This is a genomic window from Stenotrophomonas nitritireducens, assembly GCF_001700965.1.
Classification (GTDB): domain Bacteria; phylum Pseudomonadota; class Gammaproteobacteria; order Xanthomonadales; family Xanthomonadaceae; genus Stenotrophomonas; species Stenotrophomonas nitritireducens_A.
Map to the genome: position 1 here is coordinate 3334862 of NZ_CP016756.1, position 22813 is coordinate 3357674.

General features: G+C 61.6%; 34 protein-coding genes. 32 read left to right on the forward strand and 2 right to left on the reverse strand.

Annotated elements, in window-relative coordinates:
- Positions 1–34: 34 nt before the first annotated feature.
- The 31 genes from tuf to BCV67_RS19645 all read left to right on the forward strand — a co-directional run bounded on the left by tuf (position 35) and on the right by BCV67_RS19645 (position 19618).
- Complete coding sequence (gene tuf / locus BCV67_RS14015; protein ID WP_062169039.1) at positions 35–1225, forward strand: elongation factor Tu; 1191 nt, start codon at positions 35–37, stop codon at positions 1223–1225.
- A 1354-nt stretch (positions 1226–2579) separates the two neighbouring features.
- Positions 2580–2891, forward strand: a complete 312-nt coding sequence (gene rpsJ, locus BCV67_RS14020) for a 30S ribosomal protein S10 (RefSeq protein ID WP_010341589.1) — start codon at positions 2580–2582, stop codon at positions 2889–2891.
- Between the two features lie 11 nt (positions 2892–2902).
- Positions 2903–3553 (forward strand): 50S ribosomal protein L3, encoded by a 651-nt coding sequence (gene rplC, locus BCV67_RS14025; RefSeq protein ID WP_062169037.1) that lies wholly within the window; start codon positions 2903–2905, stop codon positions 3551–3553.
- 12 nt (positions 3554–3565) lie between these two features.
- On the forward strand, positions 3566–4171 hold the full coding sequence (rplD, locus tag BCV67_RS14030; RefSeq protein WP_062169035.1) for a 50S ribosomal protein L4: 606 nt from the start codon (positions 3566–3568) through the stop codon (positions 4169–4171).
- Entirely contained in the window at positions 4168–4467 is a 300-nt protein-coding gene (gene rplW / locus BCV67_RS14035; RefSeq protein WP_057629589.1) for a 50S ribosomal protein L23, read from the forward strand. The genes rplD and rplW overlap by 4 nt, the downstream gene beginning before the upstream one ends.
- 10 nt (positions 4468–4477) lie before the next feature.
- Positions 4478–5305, forward strand: a complete 828-nt coding sequence (rplB, locus tag BCV67_RS14040; protein ID WP_057629590.1) for a 50S ribosomal protein L2 — start codon at positions 4478–4480, stop codon at positions 5303–5305.
- A 6-nt stretch (positions 5306–5311) separates the two neighbouring features.
- Entirely contained in the window at positions 5312–5581 is a 270-nt protein-coding gene (gene rpsS / locus BCV67_RS14045) for a 30S ribosomal protein S19 (RefSeq protein WP_057629591.1), read from the forward strand.
- 12 nt (positions 5582–5593) lie between these two features.
- Positions 5594–5929, forward strand: coding sequence for a 50S ribosomal protein L22 (rplV, locus tag BCV67_RS14050; protein WP_054657198.1), 336 nt, complete (start codon positions 5594–5596; stop codon positions 5927–5929).
- Positions 5930–5947: 18 nt separating this feature from the next.
- A complete protein-coding gene (gene rpsC, locus BCV67_RS14055; RefSeq protein WP_057629592.1) occupies positions 5948–6682 on the forward strand; it encodes a 30S ribosomal protein S3 in 735 nt (244 codons plus the stop codon).
- Positions 6683–6687: 5 nt separating this feature from the next.
- Positions 6688–7101, forward strand: coding sequence for a 50S ribosomal protein L16 (rplP, locus tag BCV67_RS14060; protein WP_057629593.1), 414 nt, complete (start codon positions 6688–6690; stop codon positions 7099–7101).
- Entirely contained in the window at positions 7101–7286 is a 186-nt protein-coding gene (rpmC, locus tag BCV67_RS14065; protein WP_057629594.1) for a 50S ribosomal protein L29, read from the forward strand. The genes rplP and rpmC overlap by 1 nt, the downstream gene beginning before the upstream one ends.
- 11 nt (positions 7287–7297) lie before the next feature.
- Positions 7298–7567 (forward strand): 30S ribosomal protein S17, encoded by a 270-nt coding sequence (gene rpsQ / locus BCV67_RS14070; protein ID WP_057629595.1) that lies wholly within the window; start codon positions 7298–7300, stop codon positions 7565–7567.
- Between the two features lie 13 nt (positions 7568–7580).
- The gene (rplN, locus tag BCV67_RS14075) at positions 7581–7949 is read left to right on the forward strand and encodes a 50S ribosomal protein L14 (protein WP_019186153.1); all 369 of its coding nucleotides are present in this window, start codon (positions 7581–7583) and stop codon (positions 7947–7949) included.
- A gap of 16 nt (positions 7950–7965) precedes the next feature.
- Positions 7966–8283, forward strand: coding sequence for a 50S ribosomal protein L24 (gene rplX, locus BCV67_RS14080; RefSeq protein ID WP_017355416.1), 318 nt, complete (start codon positions 7966–7968; stop codon positions 8281–8283).
- A 10-nt stretch (positions 8284–8293) separates the two neighbouring features.
- Positions 8294–8836, forward strand: a complete 543-nt coding sequence (gene rplE, locus BCV67_RS14085) for a 50S ribosomal protein L5 (RefSeq protein ID WP_062169033.1) — start codon at positions 8294–8296, stop codon at positions 8834–8836.
- A gap of 18 nt (positions 8837–8854) precedes the next feature.
- Positions 8855–9160 carry a 30S ribosomal protein S14 gene (rpsN, locus tag BCV67_RS14090; protein WP_062169030.1) on the forward strand — a complete coding sequence of 102 codons (306 nt, stop codon included), beginning with the start codon at positions 8855–8857 and terminating at the stop codon, positions 9158–9160.
- Positions 9161–9375: 215 nt separating this feature from the next.
- Positions 9376–9774 carry a 30S ribosomal protein S8 gene (rpsH, locus tag BCV67_RS14095; protein WP_062169028.1) on the forward strand — a complete coding sequence of 133 codons (399 nt, stop codon included), beginning with the start codon at positions 9376–9378 and terminating at the stop codon, positions 9772–9774.
- A gap of 15 nt (positions 9775–9789) precedes the next feature.
- Positions 9790–10317, forward strand: coding sequence for a 50S ribosomal protein L6 (gene rplF, locus BCV67_RS14100; protein ID WP_062169026.1), 528 nt, complete (start codon positions 9790–9792; stop codon positions 10315–10317).
- 33 nt (positions 10318–10350) lie between these two features.
- Positions 10351–10704, forward strand: a complete 354-nt coding sequence (gene rplR / locus BCV67_RS14105; RefSeq protein ID WP_062169024.1) for a 50S ribosomal protein L18 — start codon at positions 10351–10353, stop codon at positions 10702–10704.
- Between the two features lie 161 nt (positions 10705–10865).
- On the forward strand, positions 10866–11408 hold the full coding sequence (gene rpsE, locus BCV67_RS14110; protein ID WP_062169022.1) for a 30S ribosomal protein S5: 543 nt from the start codon (positions 10866–10868) through the stop codon (positions 11406–11408).
- Positions 11401–11592 carry a 50S ribosomal protein L30 gene (gene rpmD, locus BCV67_RS14115; RefSeq protein ID WP_062169020.1) on the forward strand — a complete coding sequence of 64 codons (192 nt, stop codon included), beginning with the start codon at positions 11401–11403 and terminating at the stop codon, positions 11590–11592. Before rpsE ends, rpmD begins: the two co-directional genes overlap by 8 nt.
- A 6-nt stretch (positions 11593–11598) precedes the next feature.
- Positions 11599–12042 carry a 50S ribosomal protein L15 gene (rplO, locus tag BCV67_RS14120; protein WP_062169017.1) on the forward strand — a complete coding sequence of 148 codons (444 nt, stop codon included), beginning with the start codon at positions 11599–11601 and terminating at the stop codon, positions 12040–12042.
- Between the two features lie 7 nt (positions 12043–12049).
- A complete protein-coding gene (gene secY / locus BCV67_RS14125) occupies positions 12050–13405 on the forward strand; it encodes a preprotein translocase subunit SecY (protein WP_062169015.1) in 1356 nt (451 codons plus the stop codon).
- A gap of 346 nt (positions 13406–13751) precedes the next feature.
- Complete coding sequence (rpsM, locus tag BCV67_RS14130) at positions 13752–14108, forward strand: 30S ribosomal protein S13 (protein ID WP_057629605.1); 357 nt, start codon at positions 13752–13754, stop codon at positions 14106–14108.
- Between the two features lie 12 nt (positions 14109–14120).
- Entirely contained in the window at positions 14121–14513 is a 393-nt protein-coding gene (rpsK, locus tag BCV67_RS14135) for a 30S ribosomal protein S11 (protein ID WP_057629606.1), read from the forward strand.
- A gap of 14 nt (positions 14514–14527) precedes the next feature.
- Positions 14528–15157, forward strand: a complete 630-nt coding sequence (rpsD, locus tag BCV67_RS14140; RefSeq protein ID WP_057629607.1) for a 30S ribosomal protein S4 — start codon at positions 14528–14530, stop codon at positions 15155–15157.
- A 54-nt stretch (positions 15158–15211) separates the two neighbouring features.
- Entirely contained in the window at positions 15212–16210 is a 999-nt protein-coding gene (locus BCV67_RS14145; RefSeq protein WP_062169013.1) for a DNA-directed RNA polymerase subunit alpha, read from the forward strand.
- Between the two features lie 194 nt (positions 16211–16404).
- On the forward strand, positions 16405–16791 hold the full coding sequence (gene rplQ / locus BCV67_RS14150) for a 50S ribosomal protein L17 (RefSeq protein WP_057629609.1): 387 nt from the start codon (positions 16405–16407) through the stop codon (positions 16789–16791).
- A 145-nt stretch (positions 16792–16936) separates the two neighbouring features.
- Positions 16937–17452 (forward strand): disulfide bond formation protein B, encoded by a 516-nt coding sequence (locus tag BCV67_RS14155; RefSeq protein WP_062169011.1) that lies wholly within the window; start codon positions 16937–16939, stop codon positions 17450–17452.
- A 28-nt stretch (positions 17453–17480) separates the two neighbouring features.
- Positions 17481–18848: a class II 3-deoxy-7-phosphoheptulonate synthase gene (locus BCV67_RS14160; protein ID WP_062169009.1), complete on the forward strand. Its 1368-nt coding sequence runs from the start codon at positions 17481–17483 to the stop codon at positions 18846–18848.
- A 326-nt stretch (positions 18849–19174) separates the two neighbouring features.
- Complete coding sequence (locus tag BCV67_RS19645) at positions 19175–19618, forward strand: REP-associated tyrosine transposase (RefSeq protein ID WP_082746599.1); 444 nt, start codon at positions 19175–19177, stop codon at positions 19616–19618.
- 135 nt (positions 19619–19753) lie between these two features.
- Here BCV67_RS19645 and BCV67_RS14165 read toward each other — a convergent pair whose 3' ends face one another.
- Entirely contained in the window at positions 19754–20227 is a 474-nt protein-coding gene (locus BCV67_RS14165; protein WP_062169007.1) for a DUF2127 domain-containing protein, read from the reverse strand.
- A gap of 5 nt (positions 20228–20232) precedes the next feature.
- Positions 20233–22062, reverse strand: coding sequence for a translational GTPase TypA (gene typA / locus BCV67_RS14170; protein WP_062169005.1), 1830 nt, complete (start codon positions 22060–22062; stop codon positions 20233–20235).
- A gap of 210 nt (positions 22063–22272) precedes the next feature.
- Here typA and BCV67_RS14175 point away from each other — a divergent pair, with 210 nt between their 5' ends.
- Positions 22273–22767 (forward strand): peptidylprolyl isomerase, encoded by a 495-nt coding sequence (locus tag BCV67_RS14175; RefSeq protein WP_057629615.1) that lies wholly within the window; start codon positions 22273–22275, stop codon positions 22765–22767.
- Positions 22768–22813 lie beyond the last annotated feature (46 nt).

Here is a 22813-nt window from a genome sequence, read left to right on the forward strand (position 1 = left end):
TCCCTCCAAGTTTTAGCTAATCAAGGAATTACATATGTCCAAGGGTAAGTTCGAACGTACCAAGCCGCACGTCAACGTCGGCACCATCGGCCACGTCGATCATGGCAAGACCACGCTGACCGCTGCACTGACCAAGATCGGTGCAGAGCGCTTCGGTGGCGAGTTCAAGGATTACTCCTCGATCGACGCCGCGCCGGAAGAAAAGGCACGTGGTATCACGATCTCGACCGCACACGTTGAGTACGAATCCGCAACCCGTCACTACGCCCACGTCGATTGCCCGGGCCATGCTGACTACGTCAAGAACATGATCACCGGTGCTGCCCAGATGGACGGCGCGATCCTGGTCTGTTCGGCTGCTGACGGCCCGATGCCGCAGACCCGCGAGCACATCCTGCTGTCGCGTCAGGTTGGCGTGCCGTACATCGTCGTGTTCCTGAACAAGGCCGACATGGTTGACGACGCCGAGCTGCTCGAGCTGGTCGAAATGGAAGTCCGTGAGCTGCTGAGCAAGTACGACTTCCCGGGCGACGACACCCCGATCGTTCACGGTTCGGCCCGTATGGCGCTGGAAGGTGACCAGAGCGAAATCGGCGTGCCGGCCATCCTGAAGCTGGTCGATGCACTGGACAGCTGGATCCCGACCCCGGAGCGTGACGTCGACAAGCCGTTCCTGATGCCGGTGGAAGACGTGTTCTCGATCTCGGGCCGCGGCACCGTGGTGACCGGTCGTATCGAGCGCGGCGTGATCAAGGTCGGCGAAGAAATCGAAATCGTCGGTATCCGTCCGGTCCAGAAGACCACCGTCACCGGTGTGGAAATGTTCCGCAAGCTGCTCGACCAGGGTCAGGCAGGCGACAACGCCGGTCTGCTGCTGCGCGGCACCAAGCGTGACGACGTGGAGCGCGGCCAGGTTCTGGCCAAGCCGGGTTCGATCAAGCCGCACACCCAGTTCGAAGCTGAGGTGTACGTGCTGTCGAAGGACGAAGGTGGCCGTCACACGCCGTTCTTCAAGGGCTACCGTCCGCAGTTTTACTTCCGTACCACCGACATCACCGGCGCTTGCGAGCTGCCGGAAGGCGTCGAAATGGTGATGCCGGGTGACAACGTCAAGATGACCGTCACCCTGATCAACCCGGTGGCAATGGACGAAGGTCTGCGCTTCGCAATCCGCGAAGGTGGCCGTACCGTCGGCGCCGGCGTGGTCGCAAAGATCGTTGCCTAATAGCGCTGCGCTTCCTCGCGAAGCAAGGTGTTGAAGAAGGGCGGCCTCCGGGCCGCCCTTTTTTTGTCTGTTTTTTGCCGGGGCGGGGGGCGATGGCTGTGAGGGCTGGGGTTTGTTCTGTGGTCTGGGTTATGGAGGTTGGGCGTTTGTGGGGCTGGGGCTTCCGGGCTACCTGGGGATGAGGTGGATGTTGCCAGTCCAAGGCTTTGGTATCCGCTGGTTCGGGAAGTCTTGGGTTTCGACGGTCGCGTGCTGAAAAGGCCGAAGGCTCAACGGCCAGGAGCTTGCCCTCACCCCAACCCCTCTCCCGCATGCGGGAGAGGGGCTAGTGCGCTGCAATCTGCGGGTATTCGGGCAAGTGGCAGGCATCGGGGCAAGCTGCGGGTATCCGAGCAAGCAGCGGGTATGCGAGCAGGCAGAACAGGTATCCGAGCAAGCAGCAGGGGGCTGAGCAAGCTGCAGGGGCTGGGCATGGCAAGGATCCGGGCAGTCAGCAGAGATCCGGGCGATCCACAGGGATGCGGGCCGCTGGTGCAGGGATCCGGGCAGGTTGCAGGGATCCGAGCCCCTCTCCCGCCTGCGGGGGGAGAGGGGCAGCTTGCGAACCACTGGTTCGCTGCCCATCGACCGACCTTGCGCTGGCGCAAGGGCCGGGGCGCGGAGCGGGGGGTTGGGGTGAGGGCAGCTCTTCGCAACAAGGCTGAACAGGGCCGATTTGTGCGACAGCCCAGGTCGCATGGATAATGCGCCTCTCATTGCATGCGCCCGGCTTGTTGCTGGATGCGCCCGCTGTTTCACCCGTCTCGCCGCTCGATTTCAGGGCAGGGCAGGGCGGCGGAGGGATGTTGATCGGCGGTTTTTCGCAGCCCGCGCCGGTTTTGCCGAAACGGGGTATTGGGCTGGCGCCTGCGCAATGGATCGCAGTTTGCGCAAATGCGCCACCCGGATGCCCGGGCTGGAAACAGGCCATCTGCGCCAAAACCCCATAAATCCTGCTGTTGGCTGAAGCACCCCATACCTCGGCAGAGGGGTGAGTTGCAATAGGCAAAAAATACTGACAGAATGCACGACCACTCGCGGAAGGCTCGTTTACGAGGTTTCCGCAACCAGCGAAAGGAGGGGCAGGACGCACCTCGTATTCGCCAGACAAGGACAGGTCGCGTGGCTCACTCCGGTTAACCGGGGTGATACCGCGCGTTTGAACATGTCTGGGGCGGCCGGGAAACCGGGCCGCCCTGCTGTTTTGAAAGGATTCGCGCGACGGGCAGTGCTTCGGCGCTAAACGTCGTTTTCATGGGGTTCGGCACACTCAGGGGCCGAACCTGTCGCTCTTTAGACCTATAGGAACACCGTCATGGCGGACCAAAAGATCCGAATTCGGTTGAAGGCGTTTGATCATCGTTTGATCGACCGTTCGGCCAGCGAGATCGTTGAAACGGCAAAGCGGACCGGCGCGCAAGTGCGTGGCCCGATCCCTCTGCCCACCAAGATCGAGCGTTACACCATCCTCGTCTCCCCGCACGTCGACAAAGACGCGCGTGACCAGTACGAGACCCGCACGCACAAGCGCGTGCTCGATATCGTCGACCCCAACGACAAGACCGTGGACGCGCTGATGAAGCTCGAACTGGCTGCCGGCGTCGACGTTCAGATCAAGCTGACCTGAGGACTACGACCATGACGAAGAAATATTCGTTGGGCTTCGTGGGCCGCAAGGCTGGCATGAGCCGCGTTTTCACCGAAGATGGCCAGTCCATCCCGGTGACCCTGATTGAAGCCACCCCGAACCGCATCGCGCAGATCAAGACCGTTGAAGTTGACGGCTACAGCGCAGTGCAGGTGACTGTCGGCGCGCGTCGCGCTGCACTGGTCAACAAGCCGGAAGCCGGTCACTTCGCCAAGGCGAAGGTTGAAGCCGGTCGCGGCCTGTGGGAATTCCGCGTTGAAGACGCCCAGATCGGCGATTTCGCCGTCGGTGGCGAAATCAAGGCTGACATCTTTGAAGTCGGCCAGACGGTTGACGTCCAGGGCGTCACCAAGGGTAAGGGCTTCCAGGGCACCATCAAGCGCTACAACTTCCGTATGGGCGATGCAACCCACGGTAACTCGCTGTCGCATCGCGCGCCGGGTTCCTTGGGCCAGCGCCAGACCCCGGGTCGCGTTTTCCCGGGCAAGAAGATGTCCGGCCACATGGGTTCGGTGCAGCAGAGCACGCAGAACCTGGAAGTGGTCAAGGTCGATGTCGAGCGTGGTCTGATTGCCATCCGCGGCGCCGTGCCTGGCGCAGCCGGTGGTGACGTGATCGTGCGTCCGGCTAGCAAGGCATAAGGAGAGATGACGATGGAACTCGTTATCACGGGTAGCAACAACAAGGTCTCGGTCTCCGACGCCGTGTTCGGTCGCGATTTCAGCGAAGATCTGGTTCACCAGGTCGTCGTTGCTTACCGCAACGCCGCACGTTCGGGCACCAAGGCACAGAAGACGCGTTCTGAAGTGGCTGGTACCACCAAGAAGTCGAAGAAGCAGAAGGGTGGTGGCGCTCGTCACGGTGCCCTGACCGCTCCGATCTTCGTCGGCGGTGGTGTCACCTTCGCGGCCAAGCCGCGTAGCTTCGAACAGAAGGTCAATCGTAAGCAGTATCGCGCCGCCATGTGCGCCATCCTGTCCGAGCTGAACCGCCAGGGCCGCCTGACCATCGTTGAGTCGTTCGATGTCGACGCGACCAGCACCAAGGCTCTGATCACCAAGCTGGCTGGCCTGGAAGTGGGCAAGCGCCCGCTGATCGTCACCGAAGAAGCCACCGAGCACCTGTACCTGTCCGCTCGCAATCTGCCGTATGTGCAGGTGCGTGACGTGCAGGGCCTGGACCCGGTTGCGCTGGTCGGTGCCGACACGGTCGTCATCACCGCTGACGCGGTCAAGAAGGTCGAGGAGTGGCTGGCATGAGCGCCAACGAAAAAATCTTCAGCGTGCTGCGTGCACCGCGAGTCTCTGAAAAGACCGCGCGCCTGCAGGAAATCTCCAATCAATACGTCTTCGAAGTTTCGAACGAAGCCACCAAGGCCGATGTAAAGGCCGCGGTTGAGCAGCTGTTCGACGTCAAGGTCGAGTCGGTCAATGTGCTGAACGTGAAGGGCAAGAACAAGTCCTTCCGTAACCGTGCAGGCCGCCGCGGCGATTGGCGCAAGGCGTATGTGCGTCTCGCCGATGGCCAGTCCATCGATGTAACGGCCAAGGCCTGAGGTACATCCCATGCCATTGATGAAATTCAAACCCACTTCTCCCGGCCGTCGTTCGGCCGTGCGCGTGGTCACTCCTGATCTGCACAAAGGCGCGCCGCATGCTGCGTTGCTGGAGCCGCAGAGCAAGTCCGGCGGTCGTAACCACCACGGCCGCATCACCACCCGTCATGTGGGTGGTGGTCACAAGCAGCACTACCGTCTGATTGACTTCAAGCGCAACAAGGAAGGCATCCCGGCACGCGTGGAACGTATCGAATACGATCCGAACCGCACTGCCCATATCGCCCTGCTGTGCTATGTCGACGGTGAGCGTCGCTACATCATCGCCCCGAAGGGCCTGAAGGCTGGTGACCAGGTCATCTCGGGTGCTCACGCCCCGATCAAGACCGGCAACACCCTGCCGCTGCGCAACATCCCGGTCGGTACCACCGTCCACGGGATCGAGCTGAAGCCGGGCAAGGGCGCTCAGATCGCTCGTGCTGCTGGTGCAGGCGTGCAGCTGGTCGCTCGTGAAGGCATCTACGCCACCCTGCGCCTGCGCTCGGGTGAAATGCGTAAGGTGCCGGTCGAATGCCGCGCCACCATCGGTGAAGTCGGTAACGATGAGCACAACCTGGAAAAGCTGGGCAAAGCTGGTGCCAAGCGCTGGCGCGGCGTCAAGCCGACCGTCCGCGGTGCGGCCATGAACCCGGTGGATCACCCGCACGGTGGTGGTGAAGCCAAGGCCGGCCAGGGTAATCCGCATCCGGTCACCCCGTGGGGTGTCCCGACCAAGGGTTACAAGACGCGCCATAACAAGCGCACTCAGCAGTTCATCGTCCGCGATCGTAGGGGCTAATCGACCATGGCACGTTCACTCAAGAAGGGCCCGTTCGTCGATCACCACCTCGTCAAGAAGGTGGAGGCCGCTGCGGGCAGCAAGAAGCCGATCAAAACCTGGTCGCGCCGTTCCATGATCCTGCCGGAAATGGTAGGGGTCACCATCGCCGTTCATAACGGTAAGAACCACGTTCCAGTGCTCGTCAACGAGAACATGGTCGGCCACAAGCTCGGCGAATTTGCCGTCACCCGGACCTTCAAGGGTCACGGTGGCGACAAGAAGTCGGGCAAGTAAGGAGAGATGACAATGGAAGCGAAAGCAATCCTGCGCTCCGCGCGCATCTCTGCGCAGAAAGCCCGTCTGGTCGCTGACCAGGTGCGCGGTCTGCCGGCCGAGCGTGCGGTCAACCTGCTGAAGTTTTCGGATAAGAAGGCTGCTCACCTGATCAAGAAGGTGGTGGAGTCGGCTATCGCAAATGCCGAAAACAACCAGGGCGCTGACGTCGACGAGCTGAAGGTCAAGACCATCATGGTAGATGAAGGTCCGACCCTGAAGCGTTTCATGGCGCGGGCGAAAGGCCGCGGTACCCGCATCCTCAAGCGCACCAGCCACATCACTGTGGTTGTGGGCGCCGGCAAGTAAGCGGAAAGGATAAAGACCATGGGTCATAAAGTTCATCCGGTTGGTATCCGCCTCGGTATTTCCAAGGACTGGAATTCCAAGTGGTACGCCAACAAGGCCGAGTTTGCTGGTTACCTGGCAGCCGACCTGAAAGTACGTGAGATGCTGCGCAAGAAGCTTGCTCAGGCTGGCATCTCCAAGATCCTCATCGAGCGTCCGGCAAAGACGGCTCGCGTGACGATTCACACCGCCCGTCCGGGCGTGGTGATCGGCAAGCGCGGTGAGGACATCGAAAAGCTGCGTAAGGAAGTGAGCGAAATGATGGGCGTCCCGGCGCACATCAACGTCACCGAAGTGCGCAAGCCGGAGTTGGACGCACAGCTGGTTGCCGAGTCGATCGCGCAGCAGCTGGAGCGCCGCATCATGTTCCGCCGTGCAATGAAGCGCTCGGTCGGCAACGCGATGCGCCTGGGTGCCCTGGGCATCAAGGTCAACGTCGGCGGCCGCTTGAACGGCGCTGAAATCGCTCGTTCGGAGTGGTACCGCGAAGGCCGCGTGCCGTTGCACACCCTGCGTGCGGATATCGACTACGGTTTCGCTGAAGCCAGCACCACCTACGGCATCATCGGCATCAAGGTTTGGATCTACAAGGGTGAAGTCTTTGATTTCTCCCAGGTTGGCCAGGAAAAGCAGGACGACAGCCCGCGCAACGATCGTAACGATCGCGGCGACCGCGGTGACCGTCCGTCGCGCCCGGCTCGTGAAGCGAGGTAACGGCAATGTTGCAACCCAAGCGAACCAAATACCGCAAGATGTTCAAGGGCCGCAATGACGGCCTGAGCTGGAGCGCAAATGCTGTCAGCTTCGGCGAGTACGGTCTGAAGGCTACTGCCCACGGTCAGCTGACCGCGCGTCAGATCGAAGCGGCTCGCCGCTCGATCAGCCGCTACGTCAAGCGCGGTGGCAAGATGTGGATCCGCGTGTTCCCCGACAAGCCCATCACCAAGAAGCCCATCGAAGTCCGAATGGGTGCTGGTAAGGGTGGCGTGGAATACTGGGTCGCTCAGATCCAGCCGGGCCGCATGATTTATGAAGTCGAGGGCGTGACTGAGGAAGTGGCACGCGAGGCATTCCGCCTGGCCGCTGCCAAGCTCTCGGTGACCACCACTTTCGTAACCCGGACGGTGCGCTGATGGACATCAAACAACTCCGCGAGAAGTCGGCTGACGATCTCAAGGCCCACCTGACCGACCTGCGTAAGGAGCAGTTCTCGCTCCGTATGCAGCAGGTCACCGGCCAGCTGCCGAAGACCCACGAAACCCGCCGGGTGCGCCGCGAGATTGCTCGCGTCAAGCACCTGATCGGCAGCACGAAGTAAGGATGGCTGCTATGAGCGAAAATACTGAAAGCAAGACGCTGCGCACGGTCGAAGGCCGTGTCGTCAGCAACAAGATGGACAAGACGGTCACCGTGTTGGTGGAGCGCCAGGTCAAGCACCCGTTGTACGGCAAGTACATCAAGCGCTCGTCCAAGCTGCACGCACACGACGCCGACAACACCTGTAAAGAAGGTGATGTCGTTCGTGTGACCGAGATTGCTCCGATGTCCAAGACCAAGAACTGGCGCGTGGTGGAAGTCATCACGCGTGCGGCTGAATAAGGAGATCTGACTCATGATTCAGATGCAGAGCTACCTTGATGCTGCGGACAACTCCGGTGCCAAGGAACTGATGTGCATCAAGGTGCTTGGTGGTTCCAAGCGCCGTTATGCCCACATCGGCGACATCATCAAGGTCACCGTGAAGGACGCAATTCCGCGCGGCAAAGTCAAGAAGGGTGAAGTGTATGACGCCGTCGTGGTGCGTACCCGCAAGGGTGTGCGTCGCGCCGATGGCTCGCTGATCCGTTTCGACGGCAACGCTGCGGTCCTGCTCAACAACAAGCAAGAGCCGATCGGCACCCGCATCTTCGGACCGGTGACCCGTGAACTTCGTTCCGAGAAGTTCATGAAGATCGTCTCGCTCGCTCCCGAAGTTCTGTGAGCGCCAGGAGATAATCATGGCTAACCGTATCAAGAAGGGCGACCAGGTCGTCGTCAACACCGGCAAGGACAAGGGCAAGCAGGGCGAAGTCGTCCGCGTCGACGGCGATCGTGTGATCGTCGCCAACGTGAACATCGTCAAGCGCCACACCAAGCCGAACCCGCAGGCAGGCGTTGCCGGCGGCGTGGTCGAGCGTGAAGCGTCGATCCATATCTCCAACGTGAATGTGCTGAACCCGGCTTCGGGCAAGGGCGAGCGCGTTGGCTTCAAGGTGCTGGAGGATGGACGCAAACTGCGTGTGTTCCGCTCCAGCGGTGAGGCGCTCGACGCCTAAGGACTGACCGATGAATTCACGTCTCGAAAAGTTTTACAAGGAAGAAGTGGTGCCGGCGCTGACCAAGCAGTTCGGCTACACCAATCCGATGGAAGTGCCGCGCCTGGTCAAGGTCACCCTGAACATGGGTGTGGGCGAAGCTGCGACCAACAAGAAGGTTCTTGAAAACGCCGTTGCCGACATGACCAAGATCACCGGTCAGAAGCCGGTGGTCACCAAGTCGCGCGTCTCGGTGGCTTCGTTCAAGATCCGTGACGGTTGGCCGATCGGCTGCAAGGTCACGCTGCGTCGTGACACCATGTTTGAGTTCCTGGATCGCCTGATCAACATCTCGCTGCCGCGCGTGCGTGACTTCCGCGGCGTGTCGGGTCGTTCGTTCGACGGTCGTGGCAACTACAACATGGGTGTGAAGGAACAGATCATCTTCCCGGAAATCGACTTCGACGCCGTCGACGCGATCCGCGGTATGGATATCGCCATCACCACCACTGCCAAGACCGATGCGGAAGCAAAGGCGCTGCTCGCAGCGTTCAAGTTCCCGTTCCGTAACTGATTCGTCGAGGATACCGAAATGGCAAAGACCTCAATGGTCAACCGCGACATCAAGCGGAAGAAGCTGGCCCTGAAGTACGCCGACAAGCGTGCGGCTCTGAAGAAGATCGTGTCCTCGGTGGACGCGAGCTACGAAGAGAAGGCCGAAGCCGTGATCAAGTTGTCGAAGCTGCCGCGCGATTCGTCGCCGAGCCGCCATCGCAACCGTTGCGAGCTGTCGGGCCGCCCGCGTGGCGTGTACAGCAAGTTCGGCCTCGGCCGTAACAAGCTGCGCGAAGCCACCATGCGTGGTGACGTGCCGGGCCTGCGCAAGGCAAGCTGGTAAGCAACAACCCGGCCGGGCCGCAAGGCCCGGTCAGGTCGCCGGCAGGGCAACCTGAAGGTAAAGCAAAAAGTCCGACGCAAGTCGGGCTTTTTGTCGTATAATCCCGCTCCTTGCCTGCCCGAAACAGGCGGCAGGTGCGTCAAGGGCCCTGGCCCATCCCAGGAAAACACGAGATTTTCGCGAAAGCGGATATCGGTGCACTCAAAGGTATCTACATGAGCATGACTGATCCCATCGCCGACCTGCTGGTACGCATTCGAAATGCGGCCGCGGTTGGCAAGCAGACGGTGAAAGCCCCGTCGTCCAAGGTCAAGGTGGCAATTGCCCAGGTCCTGAAGGACGAGGGTTACATCACTGACCTGCGCGTCAACAACATCGAAAACAACAAGGCCGAGATCGAAATCGTCCTGAAGTATTTCGAAGGCAAGCCGGTCATCGCGACCCTGAAGCGCTTCTCGCGTTCGGGTCTGCGCCAGTACCGTGGCAAGTCCGATCTGCCGAAGGTCATGAACGGCCTGGGTATCGCCATTATTTCCACCTCCAAGGGCATCATGACTGATGCGCAGGCGCGCCAGTTGGGCGTCGGCGGCGAAGTCCTGTGCTTCGTGGCCTAAGGGAAGGAGTCCACTATGTCCCGCGTAGCCAAGAAGCCGATCAACCTGCCCAAGGGCGTTGAACTGACCATCCAGCCGGAAGTTGTGAGCGTGAAGGGCCCGAAGGGCACCCTTTCGCTGAACAAGGCCGCTGGCGTTGAAATCACTCTCGACAATGGCGTTGCCACGCTGAGCCCGAAGGACATCACCTTCGACGCACTGGCCGGCACCGTTCGTTCGATCCTGGCCAACATGGTGCAGGGCGTGTCCGAAGGCTTCGAGCGCAAGCTTGAGCTGGTTGGCGTGGGTTACCGCGCTGCCATGCAGGGCAAGGACCTGAACCTGTCGCTGGGCTTCTCCCACCCTGTCGTGTTCGTGGCGCCGGAAGGCATCACCCTGTCGACCCCGACGCAGACGGAAATCGTCGTGCAGGGCGTGGACAAGCAGGTTGTCGGTGAAGTCGCCGCCAAGATCCGCGGTTACCGTCCGCCGGAGCCCTACAAGGGCAAGGGTGTGAAGTACGCCGGTGAAGTCATCATTCGCAAGGAAGCCAAGAAGGCCTAATTCTTAGGTTTTCAGCTTTCGAGGATAAAGAACATGAACAAGAACATCGCCCGTCTGCGTCGCGCCAAGTCGACCCGTTCGCACATCCGTACTTTGGGCGTGGCTCGTCTGTCGGTGCTGCGCACCGGCCAGCACCTGTACGCGCAGGTCTTCACCGCCGACGGCTCCAAGGTGCTGGCTGCTGCCAACACCGCCCAGGCTGAAGTGAAGGAAGGCCTGAAGAGCGGCAAGAACATCGACGCTGCCACCAAGGTCGGCAAGCTGATTGCAGAGCGCGCCAAGGCTGCCGGTATCGAGAAGGTCGCTTTCGACCGCTCGGGCTACCGCTACCACGGTCGCATCAAGGCTCTGGCTGACGCTGCCCGCGAAGGCGGCCTGCAGTTCTAAGCAATAAAGGGAAGGGGCCTATGGCCCCTTTCCGCCTACCTGCCGGTACGGGTTGGTACCGGGCGCCTTTCGTTCTTATGCAGCGATTGGCGAGTCATTGCTTCACTACACAACCATAAGCGGCCCCGAGCCGTACATACCCAATCAATCAAGGAATCGAAATGGCAGAAGAGCGTCAGCAGCGGGGTCGCGATCGCGACCGCAACCGCGAAGAAAAAGTCGATGACGGCATGATCGAAAAGCTGGTCGCGGTCAACCGCGTCAGCAAGACCGTCAAGGGTGGCCGTCAGTTCACCTTCACCGCCCTGACCGTGGTCGGCGATGGCGAAGGCAAGGTTGGCTTTGGTTATGGCAAGGCACGCGAAGTGCCGGTCGCCATCCAGAAGTCGATGGAACAGGCCCGCAAGAACATGATCAGCGTTGACCTGAACAACGGTACGTTGTGGCACACCGTCAAGGACGGCCACGGCGCAGCTCGCGTGTTCATGCAGCCGGCTTCGGAAGGTACTGGCGTCATCGCCGGTGGTGCCATGCGCGCCGTGCTGGAAGCCGTTGGCGTGAAGAACGTGCTGGCCAAGGCTGTGGGTTCGCGTAACCCGATCAACCTGGTCCGTGCCACCCTGAAGGGTCTGGCCGGTGCGCAGTCCCCGGCCCGTATTGCTGCCAAGCGCGGCAAGAAGGTGGAGGATCTGAACCATGGCTAATGAAACCGTCAAGACCGTGAAGGTGCGCCTGGTGCGTGGCCTGCGTGGCACCCAGTCGCGTCACCGCCTGTCGGTGCGTGCTCTGGGCCTGAACAAGCTCAATGATGTGCGTGAACTGAAGGACAGCCCGCAGGTTCGCGGCCTGATCAACAAGGTTCAGTACCTCGTCCAGGTTGAGGAGTAATCGACCATGACTATGCGTCTCAATGAACTGAGCCCGGCACCGGGCGCCCGCACCGAGCGTACCCGCGTCGGTCGTGGTATCGGCTCCGGCCTGGGCAAGACCTGCGGCCGCGGCCACAAGGGTTCGTTCGCTCGCAAGGGCGGCGGCAAGATCAAGGCTGGCTTCGAAGGCGGCCAGACCCCGATGCAGCGTCGTCTGCCGAAGATCGGCTTCTTCTCGCACAAGGCCAAGGACACTGCAGAAGTGCTGTCCTACCACCTTGATCGCCTGGAAGCCGGTGAGATCGACGTGGCCGCACTGCGTGCAGCCAAGCTGATCCCGTCGACCGCAAAGAAGGCCAAGATCGTCCTCAAGGGCGAGCTGAGCAAGGCGTTCACCCTGAAGGGTGTTGCTGCCACTGCCGGCGCCAAGGCCGCGATTGAAGCTGCCGGTGGCAGCGTACAGGAGTAACTGGAACATGGCGCAAGCTGGCATCGGTAACCTCGCGGCAGGGGCAGGCAAGTTCACGGAACTTCGCCAGCGCCTCCTGTTCGTACTTGGGGCATTGCTCGTCTATCGCATCGGCTGTTATGTGCCGGTGCCGGGCGTCAATCCCGATGCCATGCTTGCGCTGATGCAGGCGCAGGGCGGCGGTATCGTGGACATGTTCAACATGTTCTCGGGCGGCGCCCTGCACCGTTTCAGCATCTTCGCGTTGAACGTGATGCCGTACATCTCGGCATCCATCGTGATGCAGCTGGCGGTCCACATCTTCCCGGCTCTGAAGGCCATGCAGAAGGAAGGTGAGTCGGGTCGTCGCAAGATCACCCAGTATTCGCGCATCGGCGCGGTGCTCCTGGCAGTAGTGCAGGGCGGCAGTATCGCGCTGGCACTGCAGAACCAGGTGTCGCCGGGCGGTGCTCCGGTGGTTTACGCCCCGGGCATGGGCTTCGTGTTGACCGCCATCGTGGCGTTGACCGCAGGCACCATCTTCCTGATGTGGGTCGGTGAGCAGGTGACGGAGCGGGGCATCGGCAACGGTGTATCGCTGATCATCTTCGCCGGCATCGTCGCCGGCCTGCCGGCCGCGGTCATCCACACCGTGGAAGCCTACCGTGACGGCAACATGAGCTTCATTTCGCTGCTCATCATCGTCCTCGTCGTGCTGGCTTTCACCTATTTCGTGGTGTTCGTCGAGCGTGGCCAGCGCCGTATCACGGTCAATTACGCCCGCCGTCAGGGTGGCCGTAATGCCTACATGAACCAGACCTCGTTCCTGCCGCTGAAGCTGAACATGGCGGGCGTGATCCCGGCCATCTTCGCCTCCAGCATCCTGGCCTTCCCGGCAACGCTGGCGATGTGGTCCGGCCAGGCCAGCTCGGCCACGTGGCTGCAGAAGGTGGCCAACGCGCTGGGTCCGGGCGAGCCGCTGCACATGATCGTGTTCGCGGGTCTGATCACCGGTTTTGCGTTCTTCTACACTGCACTGGTGTTCAATTCGCAGGAGACCGCTGACAACCTGAAGAAGTCGGGCGCGCTGATTCCGGGCATCCGTCCGGGCAAGGCCACCGCGGACTACATCGATGCCGTGCTGACCCGTCTGACGGCTGCCGGTTCGCTGTACCTGGTGATCGTCTGCCTGCTGCCGGAAATCATGCGCACCCAGCTCAACGCCTCCTTCTACTTCGGTGGCACTTCGCTGCTGATCGTGGTGGTGGTGGTGATGGACTTCATCGCGCAGGTTCAGGCACATCTGATGTCGCACCAGTACGAAAGCCTGTTGAAGAAGGCCAACCTGAAGGGCGGCAACCGCGGCGGTTTTGCACGCGGCTGATTCACCGGTTATACTTGCGGCTTAATTACGCGAAACCCGCCCTGGTCAACCGGGCGGCTTTCCAAACAGAAGGGCGGCCCCTGCAGCGGTTTCGGGTGGGGGTGTGATGTGGTTGTTCCGCGCGGGAGTAGCGCGGGCGGCTCGGAGATGACTCTCCTTGCCAGGCACATCCGGCGCCGGAGCATGGGCACACTCCCCACGCCGGGTCTGTGGAACGTTACGTTCCACGGCTTCCAAGCAAACCGAAGCCTTGTTAGTATCGCTAGTTCACTTTTTTGATCCATCCTGCCGGATTGGCGCGCCTTGTGGTGCGCAGTCGGCCATCACTCAGCTGGAGAACCGCGTCATGGCGCGTATTGCAGGCGTCAACCTGCCAGCCCAGAAGCACGTCTGGGTCGGGTTGCAAAGCATTTACGGCATCGGCCGTACCCGTTCGAAGAAGGTCTGCGAAGTCGCAGGCGTTGCTTCGACCACCAAGATCCGCGATCTGTCGGAACCGGAAATCGATCGTCTGCGCCTGGAAGTGGGCAAGTACATCGTTGAAGGCGACCTGCGTCGCGAAATCGGCATTGCCATCAAGCGCCTGATGGACCTGGGCTGCTATCGCGGCCTGCGTCACCGTCGTGGTCTCCCGCTGCGTGGTCAGCGCACCAAGACCAATGCACGTACCCGTAAGGGTCCGCGCAAGGCTCTGAAGAAGTAAGGGACCTAGATAATGGCTAAGCCCGCAGCAGCAAAAACCAAGAAGAAGATCAAGCGCGTCATCACTGATGGCGTTGCCCACGTCCACGCTTCTTTCAACAACACCATCGTGACCATCACCGACCGTCAGGGCAATGCACTGTCCTGGGCGACCTCCGGTGGCGCTGGCTTCCGTGGTTCGCGTAAGTCGACTCCGTTCGCCGCTCAGGTTGCCGCCGAAAAGGCTGGCAAGGCTGCGCTGGATTACGGCCTGAAGTCGCTGGAAGTCCGCATCAAGGGTCCGGGTCCGGGCCGTGAGTCGGCCGTACGTTCGTTGAACAACGTCGGCTACAAGATCACCAACATCATCGACGTGACGCCAATCCCGCACAACGGGTGCCGTCCGCCGAAGAAGCGTCGCGTCTAAAGGAGCGATAAGAAATGGCTCGTTATATCGGTCCTACCTGTAAGCTCGCCCGCCGCGAAGGCGCCGACCTCTCTCTGAAGAGCCCGGCCCGCGCGTTGGATTCCAAGTGCAAGCTGGAGCAAAAGCCCGGCCAGCACGGCGCCACTGCCCGTAAGGGCAAGCTGTCCGACTATGCCACCCAGCTGCGTGAAAAGCAGAAGGTCAAGCGTATTTACGGTCTGCTGGAGCGTCAGTTCCGCAACTACTACAAGAAGGCCTCGACCAAGAAGGGCAACACCGGCGAGAACCTGCTGCAGTTGTTGGAAACCCGTCTGGACAACGTCGTCTACCGCATGGGCTTCGCAGTGACCCGTCCGGCTGCTCGTCAGCTGGTCTCGCACCGCGGTGTCACGGTCAATGGCAAGTCGGTCAACCTGGCTTCGTACCAGATCAAGGCCGGCGACGCGATTGCGCTGTCCGAGAAGGCTGCCAAGCAGCTGCGCGTCCAGGAAGCCCTGGTCGTTGCCGAGCAGCACGACCTCAGCCCGTCGTGGGTCGAAGTCGATTCGAAGAAGTTCAGCGGCGTCTTCAAGGCCGTTCCGGATCGTGCGGACCTGCCTGCGGATATCAACGAAGCGCTGATCGTCGAGTTGTATTCGAAGTAATTCACAATGGAGAACCTCCGGGTTGCACCGGAGGTTCGCAGGAGAACCCGCAACATGACGGTTACCGCAAACCAGGTTCTGCGTCCTCGCGGTCCGCAGATCGAACGCCTTACCGAGACCCGCGCCAAGGTCGTGATCGAACCCTTGGAGCGTGGTTACGGGCATACGCTGGGCAACGCCCTGCGTCGCGTGCTGCTGTCGTCCATCCCGGGCTTCGCCATTACCGAAGTCGAGATCGACGGCGTGCTGCACGAGTACACCACCCTTGAAGGCCTGCAGGAAGACGTGCTTGACGTCCTGCTCAACCTGAAAGACGTGGCTATCCGTATGCACACCGGCGACAGCGCCACCGTTTCCCTGTCCAAGCAGGGTCCGGGCGTTGTCACCGCTGCCGACATCAAGGTTGACCACAACGTCGAAGTGATCAACGGCGACCATGTGATCTGCAACCTGACCAAGGACACTGCGATCAACATGCGTCTGAAGGTCGAGCGCGGCTTCGGCTACCAGCCGGCCGCTGCGCGTCGTCGTCCGGACGAAGAATCGCGTGCGATTGGTCGTCTGGTGCTGGATGCCTCGTTCTCGCCGGTCCGCCGCGTCGCTTATGCGGTGGAAGCCGCTCGCGTCGAGCAGCGTACCGACCTGGACAAGCTGGTCATCGATATCGAAACCAACGGCACGATCGATGCCGAGGAAGCTGTCCGCACTGCGGCCGACATCCTCAGCGATCAGCTGTCGGTGTTCGGCGATTTCACCCACCGCGACCGCGGTGCGGCCAAGCCGGCCAACAACGGCGTGGATCCGGTGCTGCTGCGCCCGATCGACGACCTGGAACTGACCGTGCGTTCGGCCAACTGCCTGAAGGCCGAGAGCATCTACTACATCGGTGATCTGATCCAGAAGACCGAAGTGGAACTGCTCAAGACCCCGAACCTCGGCAAGAAGTCGTTGACCGAGATCAAGGAAGTGCTGGCCCAGCGTGGCCTGTCGCTTGGCATGAAGCTGGAGAACTGGCCGCCGGCCGGTGTCGCCGCTCACGGCATGCTTGGTTGATAGCAATACCTGTTCCCCCGCATGGGCGACCATGCGGGGGAATATTGTTTCAGCAGTACCCCGCATTGACGGTTGAACAACGCCGCGATGCAGGTCGTCCAGGACGGGCGACCAGGACCATCCGCAGTCCACTTACAACGCCAGGATGGCGACAACGAAGTCCAACGTTCCATCATTAATCAAGGAATACACCCATGCGTCATATGAAGTCGGGCCGCAAGTTCAACCGCACCAGCGCCCACCGCGAAGCAATGTTCAAGAACATGGCTGCGTCGCTGTTCAAGCACCAGCTGATCAAGACCACCCTGCCGAAGGCCAAGGAACTGCGCCGCGTTGCCGAGCCGCTGATCACCCTGGCCAAGGTTGATTCGGTTGCCAACCGTCGTCTGGCGTTCGCCCGCCTGCGTGACCAGGAAGCCGTCGGCGTCCTGTTCACCATCCTAGGCCCGCGCTACGCCAACCGTCCGGGCGGCTACCTGCGTCTGCTGAAGTGCGGCTTCCGCGCTGGCGACAACGCACCGATGGCCTATGTCGAACTGGTTGACCGTCCGGTCGCCGTGGCGGAAGAAGTCGGCGAGTAATCGCGCACTTCCATCCATCGACGGATGCAACAGAAGCCCGGCCAATGCCGGGCTTTCTGTTTGATGAAGTTGCAGCTGGCATTACTGCTGATCGCACGCGGATGGCCTGCTACTCTTGCCGCATTGTCTACTCCGGAATGATGCGATGAACCCCTTGCGTTGGAGCTTCCGTGCGCAGTGCCTGCTGGGCTTTGCCGCCTGTGCCGGGCTGCTGGCATTTGCGATCTACATGCAGATCCAGATGGGGCTGGAGCCGTGCCCGCTGTGCATCTACCAGCGCATCGCCTTCGCCGCTGTAGGCATCCTGTTCCTGTTCGGTGCGTTGCACGGCCCCTCCAGCCGCGGCGGCCGCGCCGGCTATGGCGTGCTGACGGCGCTGGCCGCGCTGGTGGGCATCGGCATTGCCGGGCGCCACGTCTACGTGCAGCTGTTGCCGAAGGACTTGGGTAGCAGCTGCGGCCCGCCGCTGAGCTTCCTGGCTGAGACCATGGGTCCGTTCGAGGTGTTCCGCACGGTGCTGACCGGTACCGGTGACTGCGGCAACATCGACTGGACCTTCCTCGGACTGAGCATGCCGATGTGGAGCCTGGTGTGGTTCGTGCTGCTCGCCGGCTGGGCGCTGTACACCGGTCTGTGTGCCCGCAAAAAACGTCTGTTCTGATTCTTCCACTTCTTCCATTGGTATCTGCATGAACGCTTCCCTGTCCCCCTCATCCGTCGCCAACGCCAGCAGCTGGGCGCCGGATAGCTGGCGTGGCAAGCCTGCGCTGCAGATGCCCACCTATCCCGATGCGCAGGCGCTGGACGCCGCGCTGGCCGAGCTGCGGCAGCTGCCGCCGTTGGTGACCTCGTGGGAGATCTTCGCGCTCAAGCAGCAGCTGGCCGAGGCCCAGGAGGGCAAGCGCTTCCTGTTGCAGGGCGGTGATTGCGCGGAGAACTTCGCCGACTGCGAATCGGGCACGATTTCCAACCGGCTCAAGGTGCTGCTGCAGATGAGCCTGGTGCTGGTGCACGGCCTGCGCACGCCGGTGATCCGGGTCGGTCGCTTTGCCGGCCAGTACGCCAAGCCGCGCTCGGCCGATACCGAAACCCGTGACGGCGTGACTCTGCCAAGCTACCGCGGTGACGTGATCAACGCGCCGGCGTTCACCGAGGCCGCGCGCGTGCCGGACCCGCAGCGGATGATCACCGCGCATTCGCGCTCGGCGCTGACGATGAATTTCGTGCGGGCGCTGATCGATGGCGGCTTTGCCGACCTGCATCACCCCGAATACTGGAACCTGGCCTGGATGCGCTGCTCGCCGCTGGCCGAGGAGTACCAGAAGATGGTGGCCTCGATCGGCGACTCCGTGCATTTCATGGAGACGCTGTCCGGTTCGCAGGTGCACAACCTCAACCGGGTGGATTTCTACACCTCACATGAAGCGCTGTTGCTGCCCTACGAACAGGCGTTGACTAGGCAAGTGCCGCGCCAGAACGGCTGGTTCAACCTGAGCACGCATTACCCGTGGATCGGCATGCGCACCGCCGCGCTGGATGGCGCGCACGTGGAATACCTGCGTGGTGTGCGCAACCCGATCGCGATCAAGGTGGGGCCATCGGTGCAGCCGGATCAACTGCTGCGGCTGATGGATGTGCTGAACCCGGACGACGAGCCGGGCCGCCTGAGCTTCATCCACCGCATGGGTGCGGCACAGATTGCCGACAAGCTGCCGCCGCTGCTGGATGCGATCAAGCGCGACGGCCGCCGCGTGCTGTGGGTCTGCGACGCGATGCATGGCAATACCGAAAGCACCAGCAACGGCTACAAGACACGCCGCTTCGACAATATCCGCAGCGAAGTGGAGCTGTCCTTCGACCTGCACGCAGCGGCCGGTACGCGCCTGGGAGGCGTGCACCTGGAGCTGACTGGCGAGGATGTCACCGAATGCACCGGCGGCGCGCGTGAGCTCACCGAGCGCGATCTGGAGCGGGCCTACCGTTCCAGCGTCGACCCGCGGCTGAATTACGAGCAGTCGCTGGAAATCGCCATGGCCATCGTCCGCAAGCAAGGCTGAAGGTAGCGCCGGGCTAAGCTCGGCAGGGCCTTACCGGGGTAATGCCGCACCTGTAGTGCCGAGCCATGCTCGGCAGAAGCGTTACCAGTAATGCCGCATCCGTAGTGCCGAGCCACGCTCGGCAGGGGCGTTACCGGTAATGCCACATCTGTAGTGCCGAGCCATGCTCGGCATTGGGCGTTACCGGTAATGCCACATCTGTAGTGCCGAGCCATGCTCGGCAGGGGTGTTACCGGTAAAGCCCAATGCCGAGCATGGCTCGGCACTACAGGGGCAGCCTTGAATGCCTGACGGACCTTTTAGATCGCCGGCCTCAGGCTGCAGCGATGTCCAGTCCAAAACTGCGCCTCGGACGCGTATCGCTGCCCAATCACATCTATTCAATCACCACGGTGACCGCTGGGCGGATACCGCTGTTTGCTACACCGGAAAACGCGGAACAGGTGATCGAAGCTCTCAGGGATTGCGAGCTATCGGGCATCAGTCACAGCGTTGCCTGGGTGGTGATGCCAGACCATCTACATTGGCTGCTGCAGCTTCAGTCCGGTTCGCTGGGCGCGTGCTTGCAACGGTTGAAGTCACGCTCAGCAAGGTCCATTGGTGACGCGGGTTCGATCTGGCAGGCCGGCTATCACGATCATGCAATCAGGCACGATGAATCATTGCGGGGCGTAGCCAACTACCTGCTGCACAATCCAGTCAGGGCAGGGCTGTGCGAACAGCCGCAGGACTACCGCTATGCCTGGTGCAGATGGGGCTGCCAGCTTTGATGTAGTGCCGAGCCATGCTCGGCAGGGGCATTACAGGTAAAGCCCAATGCCGAGCATGGCTCGGCACTACAGGTGGGCTTTTTGCATTGTGGGGAAAGCCCAATGCCGAGCACGGCTCGGCACTACAGTTTGGCCTTAGCGCTTGTGGCGCTTGCCCAGGTCGCGGGCCAGTACCCAGACGACCAACAGGTTGACCGCCAGCAGCAGCCAGGAGGCCCAGCCGGGGTGCTTGACGATGGCGTAGAAGTCCAGTGGCAGGTACAACGCGGCCGAGATGCAGCCCAGCCAGGAGGCCCATGCCTTGGCACGCCACAGGCCCCAGGCCTCGAGCGCACGCAGCAGCCCGTAGCCGACCAGTACGGCCGCGCCCAGGTGAACAGTGTCGGGGGTGATCATGCCCAGCAGCGACGAGAACGCGCCGTTCTCGGGGTCACCACCTACACGGTGGATCAGGGCGTTGATGATGTTGCGAAGCGGAGCTGGCCCGGAAATCTCCAGGCCAGCCGCAGCGAGAAAGGCCAGTACGGCCTTTCCCGCTTCGAGCAGCGCGATGGCTGCCAATCCCGGATGCGCATGCGGATCCGGGTTGTAGGGCTTGTTGTCAGTCAAGACAATCAGCCGCCGCGCGATGCCTTCTTGCGATCGCTTTCGGTCAGCGCCTTCTTGCGCAGGCGGATTTCCTTCGGGGTGACTTCAACCAGCTCGTCGTCCTCGATGAAGTCCAGTGCCTGCTCCAGCGAGTACTTGATGGCCGGGGTCAGCTTGATCGCGTCATCCTTGCCCGAAGCGCGCATGTTGGTCAGCGGCTTGGTCTTGATGGCGTTGACGGTCAGATCGTTGTCCTTGGAGTGGATACCGATCAGCTGGCCTTCGTACACGTTGTCGCCTTCGGCAGCGAACAGCTTGCCGCGCTCTTCCAACGGGCCCAGTGCATAGGCCGGGGTGGCACCCGGAGCATTGGCGATCATCACGCCGTTCTGGCGCTTGGCGATGGCGCCCTGTTCCTTCGGGCCGTAATGGTCGAACACGTGGAACAGCAGGCCAGAACCCTGGGTCAGGGTCTTGAACTCGTTCTGGAAGCCGATCAGGCCACGCGCCGGAATCATGTAGTCAAGGCGCACGCGGCCCTTGCCATCGGATTCCATGTTCTTCAGCAGACCCTTGCGGATGCCCAGCTTTTCCATCACGCCGCCCTGGTGCTGCTCTTCGATGTCGACGACCAACTGCTCGATTGGCTCCATCATCTGACCATCGATTTCCTTGATGATCACTTCCGGGCGCGATACGGCCAGCTCGTAGCCTTCACGACGCATGGTTTCGATCAGCACCGACAGGTGCAGCTCGCCACGGCCGGAGACCAGGAACTTGTCGGCGTCTTCCAACTGCTCGACCTTCAGTGCCACGTTGTGCACGGTCTCGCGGTCCAGGCGTTCCTTCAGCTGGCGGCTGGTCAGGAACTTGCCGCCGGACAGGTCCTTGTTGCCTGCGAACGGCGAGTTGTTGACCTGGAAGGTCATCGAGATGGTCGGCTCGTCGACGGTCAGGGCCGGCAGGGCTTCCGGTGCATCCGGGTGGCAGATGGTGTCGGAGATGGTCAGTTCCTGGATGCCGGAGATGGCGACGATGTCGCCGGCTTCGGCTTCGTCCACTTCCACGCGCTCCAGGCCCATGAAGCCGAGCACCTGCAGCACCTTGCCGTTGCGCTTCTTGCCTTCACGGTCGATCACGGTGACCTGCATGTTCTTCTTCAACTTGCCGCGCTGGATGCGGCCGATGCCGATCACGCCCACGAAGTTGTTGTAGTCCAGCTGGCTGATGCGCATCTGGAACGGACCTTCCGGGTCCACTTCCGGTGCCGGCACGTGCTTCATGATCGCTTCGTACAGCGGGGTCATGTCGCCGTCACGGACGGTGTCTTCCAGGCCGGCGTAGCCATTCAGGCCCGAGGCGTAGACGATCGGGAAGTCCAGCTGCTCGTTGGTGGCGCCGAGCTTGTCGAACAGGTCGAACACCTGGTCGATCACCCAATCCGGGCGCGCGCTCGGACGGTCAACCTTGTTGACCACGACGATCGGCTTGAAGCCCATCGCGAAGGCCTTCTGGGTGACGAAGCGGGTCTGCGGCATCGGGCCGTCCATGGCATCAACCAGGATCAGCACTGAGTCAACCATCGACAGCACGCGCTCCACTTCGCCGCCGAAGTCGGCGTGTCCGGGGGTGTCGACGATGTTGATGCGGTTGCCATTCCAGGTAATGGCCGTGTTCTTGGCCAGAATGGTGATGCCGCGCTCTTTTTCCTGGTCGTTGCTGTCCATGACGCGCTCGGCAAGCACCGTGCGCTCGGACAGGGTGCCGGACTGCTTGAGCAGCTGGTCGACGAGGGTGGTTTTGCCATGGTCGACGTGGGCGACGATGGCGATGTTGCGAAGATTTTCGATGGACATGCGAAAGACGGCCAGCCGGTGCCGTGAATGGGGAAAATGAGTTCGCCATTATACCGGTATGTGGCCCTTGTGCGAAAACTACTGTTCAGACTCGTCTGATGGCCTATTCAGCTTGCCTCGTCCAGGCTGTGGCCAGAGGGCAGCAGCACGGGCGGAGCCGGGTGTAAACTATCCGGCTATTGAGAGACGTCTTCTTTACTAAGGATTTCCATGTCCCTGATCGCCAATTTCGACACTTCCCGCGGCCCGATCAAGGTCGAGCTGTATGCCGACAAGGCACCGCTGACCGTGGCCAACTTCGTCAACCTGGTCAAGCATGGCTTCTATGACGGCCTGGCGTTCCACCGCGTGATCGCCGACTTCATGGTCCAGGGCGGCTGCCCGGAAGGCTCCGGCCGTGGTGGCCCGGGCTACCGTTTTGAAGATGAAACCAAGAATGGCGTGCGCCACGAGCGCGGCGTGCTGTCCATGGCCAATGCCGGCCCGAACACCAACGGCAGCCAGTTCTTCATCACCCACATCAAGACCGATTGGCTCGATGGCAAGCACACCGTGTTTGGCAAGGTGCTCGAAGGCCTGGACGTGGTTGATGCCATCCAGCAGGGCGATGCGATCAACAAGATCACCCTGGAAGGCGATACCGACGCCGTGCTGGCCGCCAAGGCCGACCGCGTCGCCGAGTGGAACAAGATCCTCGCCGCCTGATTGACGCCGACGGCCACCTGCTCAGGTGGCCGTTTCTGATTGCGGC

What these genes read in the sequence shown, in the direction of transcription:
- tuf (WP_062169039.1), top strand. Translation starts at nt 35, where the DNA reads ATGTCCAAGGGTAAGTTCGAACGTACCAAGCCGCACGTCAACGTCGGC.
- rpsJ (WP_010341589.1), top strand. Translation starts at nt 2,580, where the DNA reads ATGGCGGACCAAAAGATCCGAATTCGGTTGAAGGCGTTTGATCATCGT.
- rplC (WP_062169037.1), top strand. Translation starts at nt 2,903, where the DNA reads ATGACGAAGAAATATTCGTTGGGCTTCGTGGGCCGCAAGGCTGGCATG.
- rplD (WP_062169035.1), top strand. Translation starts at nt 3,566, where the DNA reads ATGGAACTCGTTATCACGGGTAGCAACAACAAGGTCTCGGTCTCCGAC.
- rplW (WP_057629589.1), top strand. Translation starts at nt 4,168, where the DNA reads ATGAGCGCCAACGAAAAAATCTTCAGCGTGCTGCGTGCACCGCGAGTC.
- rplB (WP_057629590.1), top strand. Translation starts at nt 4,478, where the DNA reads ATGCCATTGATGAAATTCAAACCCACTTCTCCCGGCCGTCGTTCGGCC.
- rpsS (WP_057629591.1), top strand. Translation starts at nt 5,312, where the DNA reads ATGGCACGTTCACTCAAGAAGGGCCCGTTCGTCGATCACCACCTCGTC.
- rplV (WP_054657198.1), top strand. Translation starts at nt 5,594, where the DNA reads ATGGAAGCGAAAGCAATCCTGCGCTCCGCGCGCATCTCTGCGCAGAAA.
- rpsC (WP_057629592.1), top strand. Translation starts at nt 5,948, where the DNA reads ATGGGTCATAAAGTTCATCCGGTTGGTATCCGCCTCGGTATTTCCAAG.
- rplP (WP_057629593.1), top strand. Translation starts at nt 6,688, where the DNA reads ATGTTGCAACCCAAGCGAACCAAATACCGCAAGATGTTCAAGGGCCGC.
- rpmC (WP_057629594.1), top strand. Translation starts at nt 7,101, where the DNA reads ATGGACATCAAACAACTCCGCGAGAAGTCGGCTGACGATCTCAAGGCC.
- rpsQ (WP_057629595.1), top strand. Translation starts at nt 7,298, where the DNA reads ATGAGCGAAAATACTGAAAGCAAGACGCTGCGCACGGTCGAAGGCCGT.
- rplN (WP_019186153.1), top strand. Translation starts at nt 7,581, where the DNA reads ATGATTCAGATGCAGAGCTACCTTGATGCTGCGGACAACTCCGGTGCC.
- rplX (WP_017355416.1), top strand. Translation starts at nt 7,966, where the DNA reads ATGGCTAACCGTATCAAGAAGGGCGACCAGGTCGTCGTCAACACCGGC.
- rplE (WP_062169033.1), top strand. Translation starts at nt 8,294, where the DNA reads ATGAATTCACGTCTCGAAAAGTTTTACAAGGAAGAAGTGGTGCCGGCG.
- rpsN (WP_062169030.1), top strand. Translation starts at nt 8,855, where the DNA reads ATGGCAAAGACCTCAATGGTCAACCGCGACATCAAGCGGAAGAAGCTG.
- rpsH (WP_062169028.1), top strand. Translation starts at nt 9,376, where the DNA reads ATGAGCATGACTGATCCCATCGCCGACCTGCTGGTACGCATTCGAAAT.
- rplF (WP_062169026.1), top strand. Translation starts at nt 9,790, where the DNA reads ATGTCCCGCGTAGCCAAGAAGCCGATCAACCTGCCCAAGGGCGTTGAA.
- rplR (WP_062169024.1), top strand. Translation starts at nt 10,351, where the DNA reads ATGAACAAGAACATCGCCCGTCTGCGTCGCGCCAAGTCGACCCGTTCG.
- rpsE (WP_062169022.1), top strand. Translation starts at nt 10,866, where the DNA reads ATGGCAGAAGAGCGTCAGCAGCGGGGTCGCGATCGCGACCGCAACCGC.
- rpmD (WP_062169020.1), top strand. Translation starts at nt 11,401, where the DNA reads ATGGCTAATGAAACCGTCAAGACCGTGAAGGTGCGCCTGGTGCGTGGC.
- rplO (WP_062169017.1), top strand. Translation starts at nt 11,599, where the DNA reads ATGACTATGCGTCTCAATGAACTGAGCCCGGCACCGGGCGCCCGCACC.
- secY (WP_062169015.1), top strand. Translation starts at nt 12,050, where the DNA reads ATGGCGCAAGCTGGCATCGGTAACCTCGCGGCAGGGGCAGGCAAGTTC.
- rpsM (WP_057629605.1), top strand. Translation starts at nt 13,752, where the DNA reads ATGGCGCGTATTGCAGGCGTCAACCTGCCAGCCCAGAAGCACGTCTGG.
- rpsK (WP_057629606.1), top strand. Translation starts at nt 14,121, where the DNA reads ATGGCTAAGCCCGCAGCAGCAAAAACCAAGAAGAAGATCAAGCGCGTC.
- rpsD (WP_057629607.1), top strand. Translation starts at nt 14,528, where the DNA reads ATGGCTCGTTATATCGGTCCTACCTGTAAGCTCGCCCGCCGCGAAGGC.
- BCV67_RS14145 (WP_062169013.1), top strand. Translation starts at nt 15,212, where the DNA reads ATGACGGTTACCGCAAACCAGGTTCTGCGTCCTCGCGGTCCGCAGATC.
- rplQ (WP_057629609.1), top strand. Translation starts at nt 16,405, where the DNA reads ATGCGTCATATGAAGTCGGGCCGCAAGTTCAACCGCACCAGCGCCCAC.
- BCV67_RS14155 (WP_062169011.1), top strand. Translation starts at nt 16,937, where the DNA reads ATGAACCCCTTGCGTTGGAGCTTCCGTGCGCAGTGCCTGCTGGGCTTT.
- BCV67_RS14160 (WP_062169009.1), top strand. Translation starts at nt 17,481, where the DNA reads ATGAACGCTTCCCTGTCCCCCTCATCCGTCGCCAACGCCAGCAGCTGG.
- BCV67_RS19645 (WP_082746599.1), top strand. Translation starts at nt 19,175, where the DNA reads ATGTCCAGTCCAAAACTGCGCCTCGGACGCGTATCGCTGCCCAATCAC.
- typA (WP_062169005.1), bottom strand. Translation starts at nt 22,062, where the DNA reads ATGTCCATCGAAAATCTTCGCAACATCGCCATCGTCGCCCACGTCGAC.
- BCV67_RS14175 (WP_057629615.1), top strand. Translation starts at nt 22,273, where the DNA reads ATGTCCCTGATCGCCAATTTCGACACTTCCCGCGGCCCGATCAAGGTC.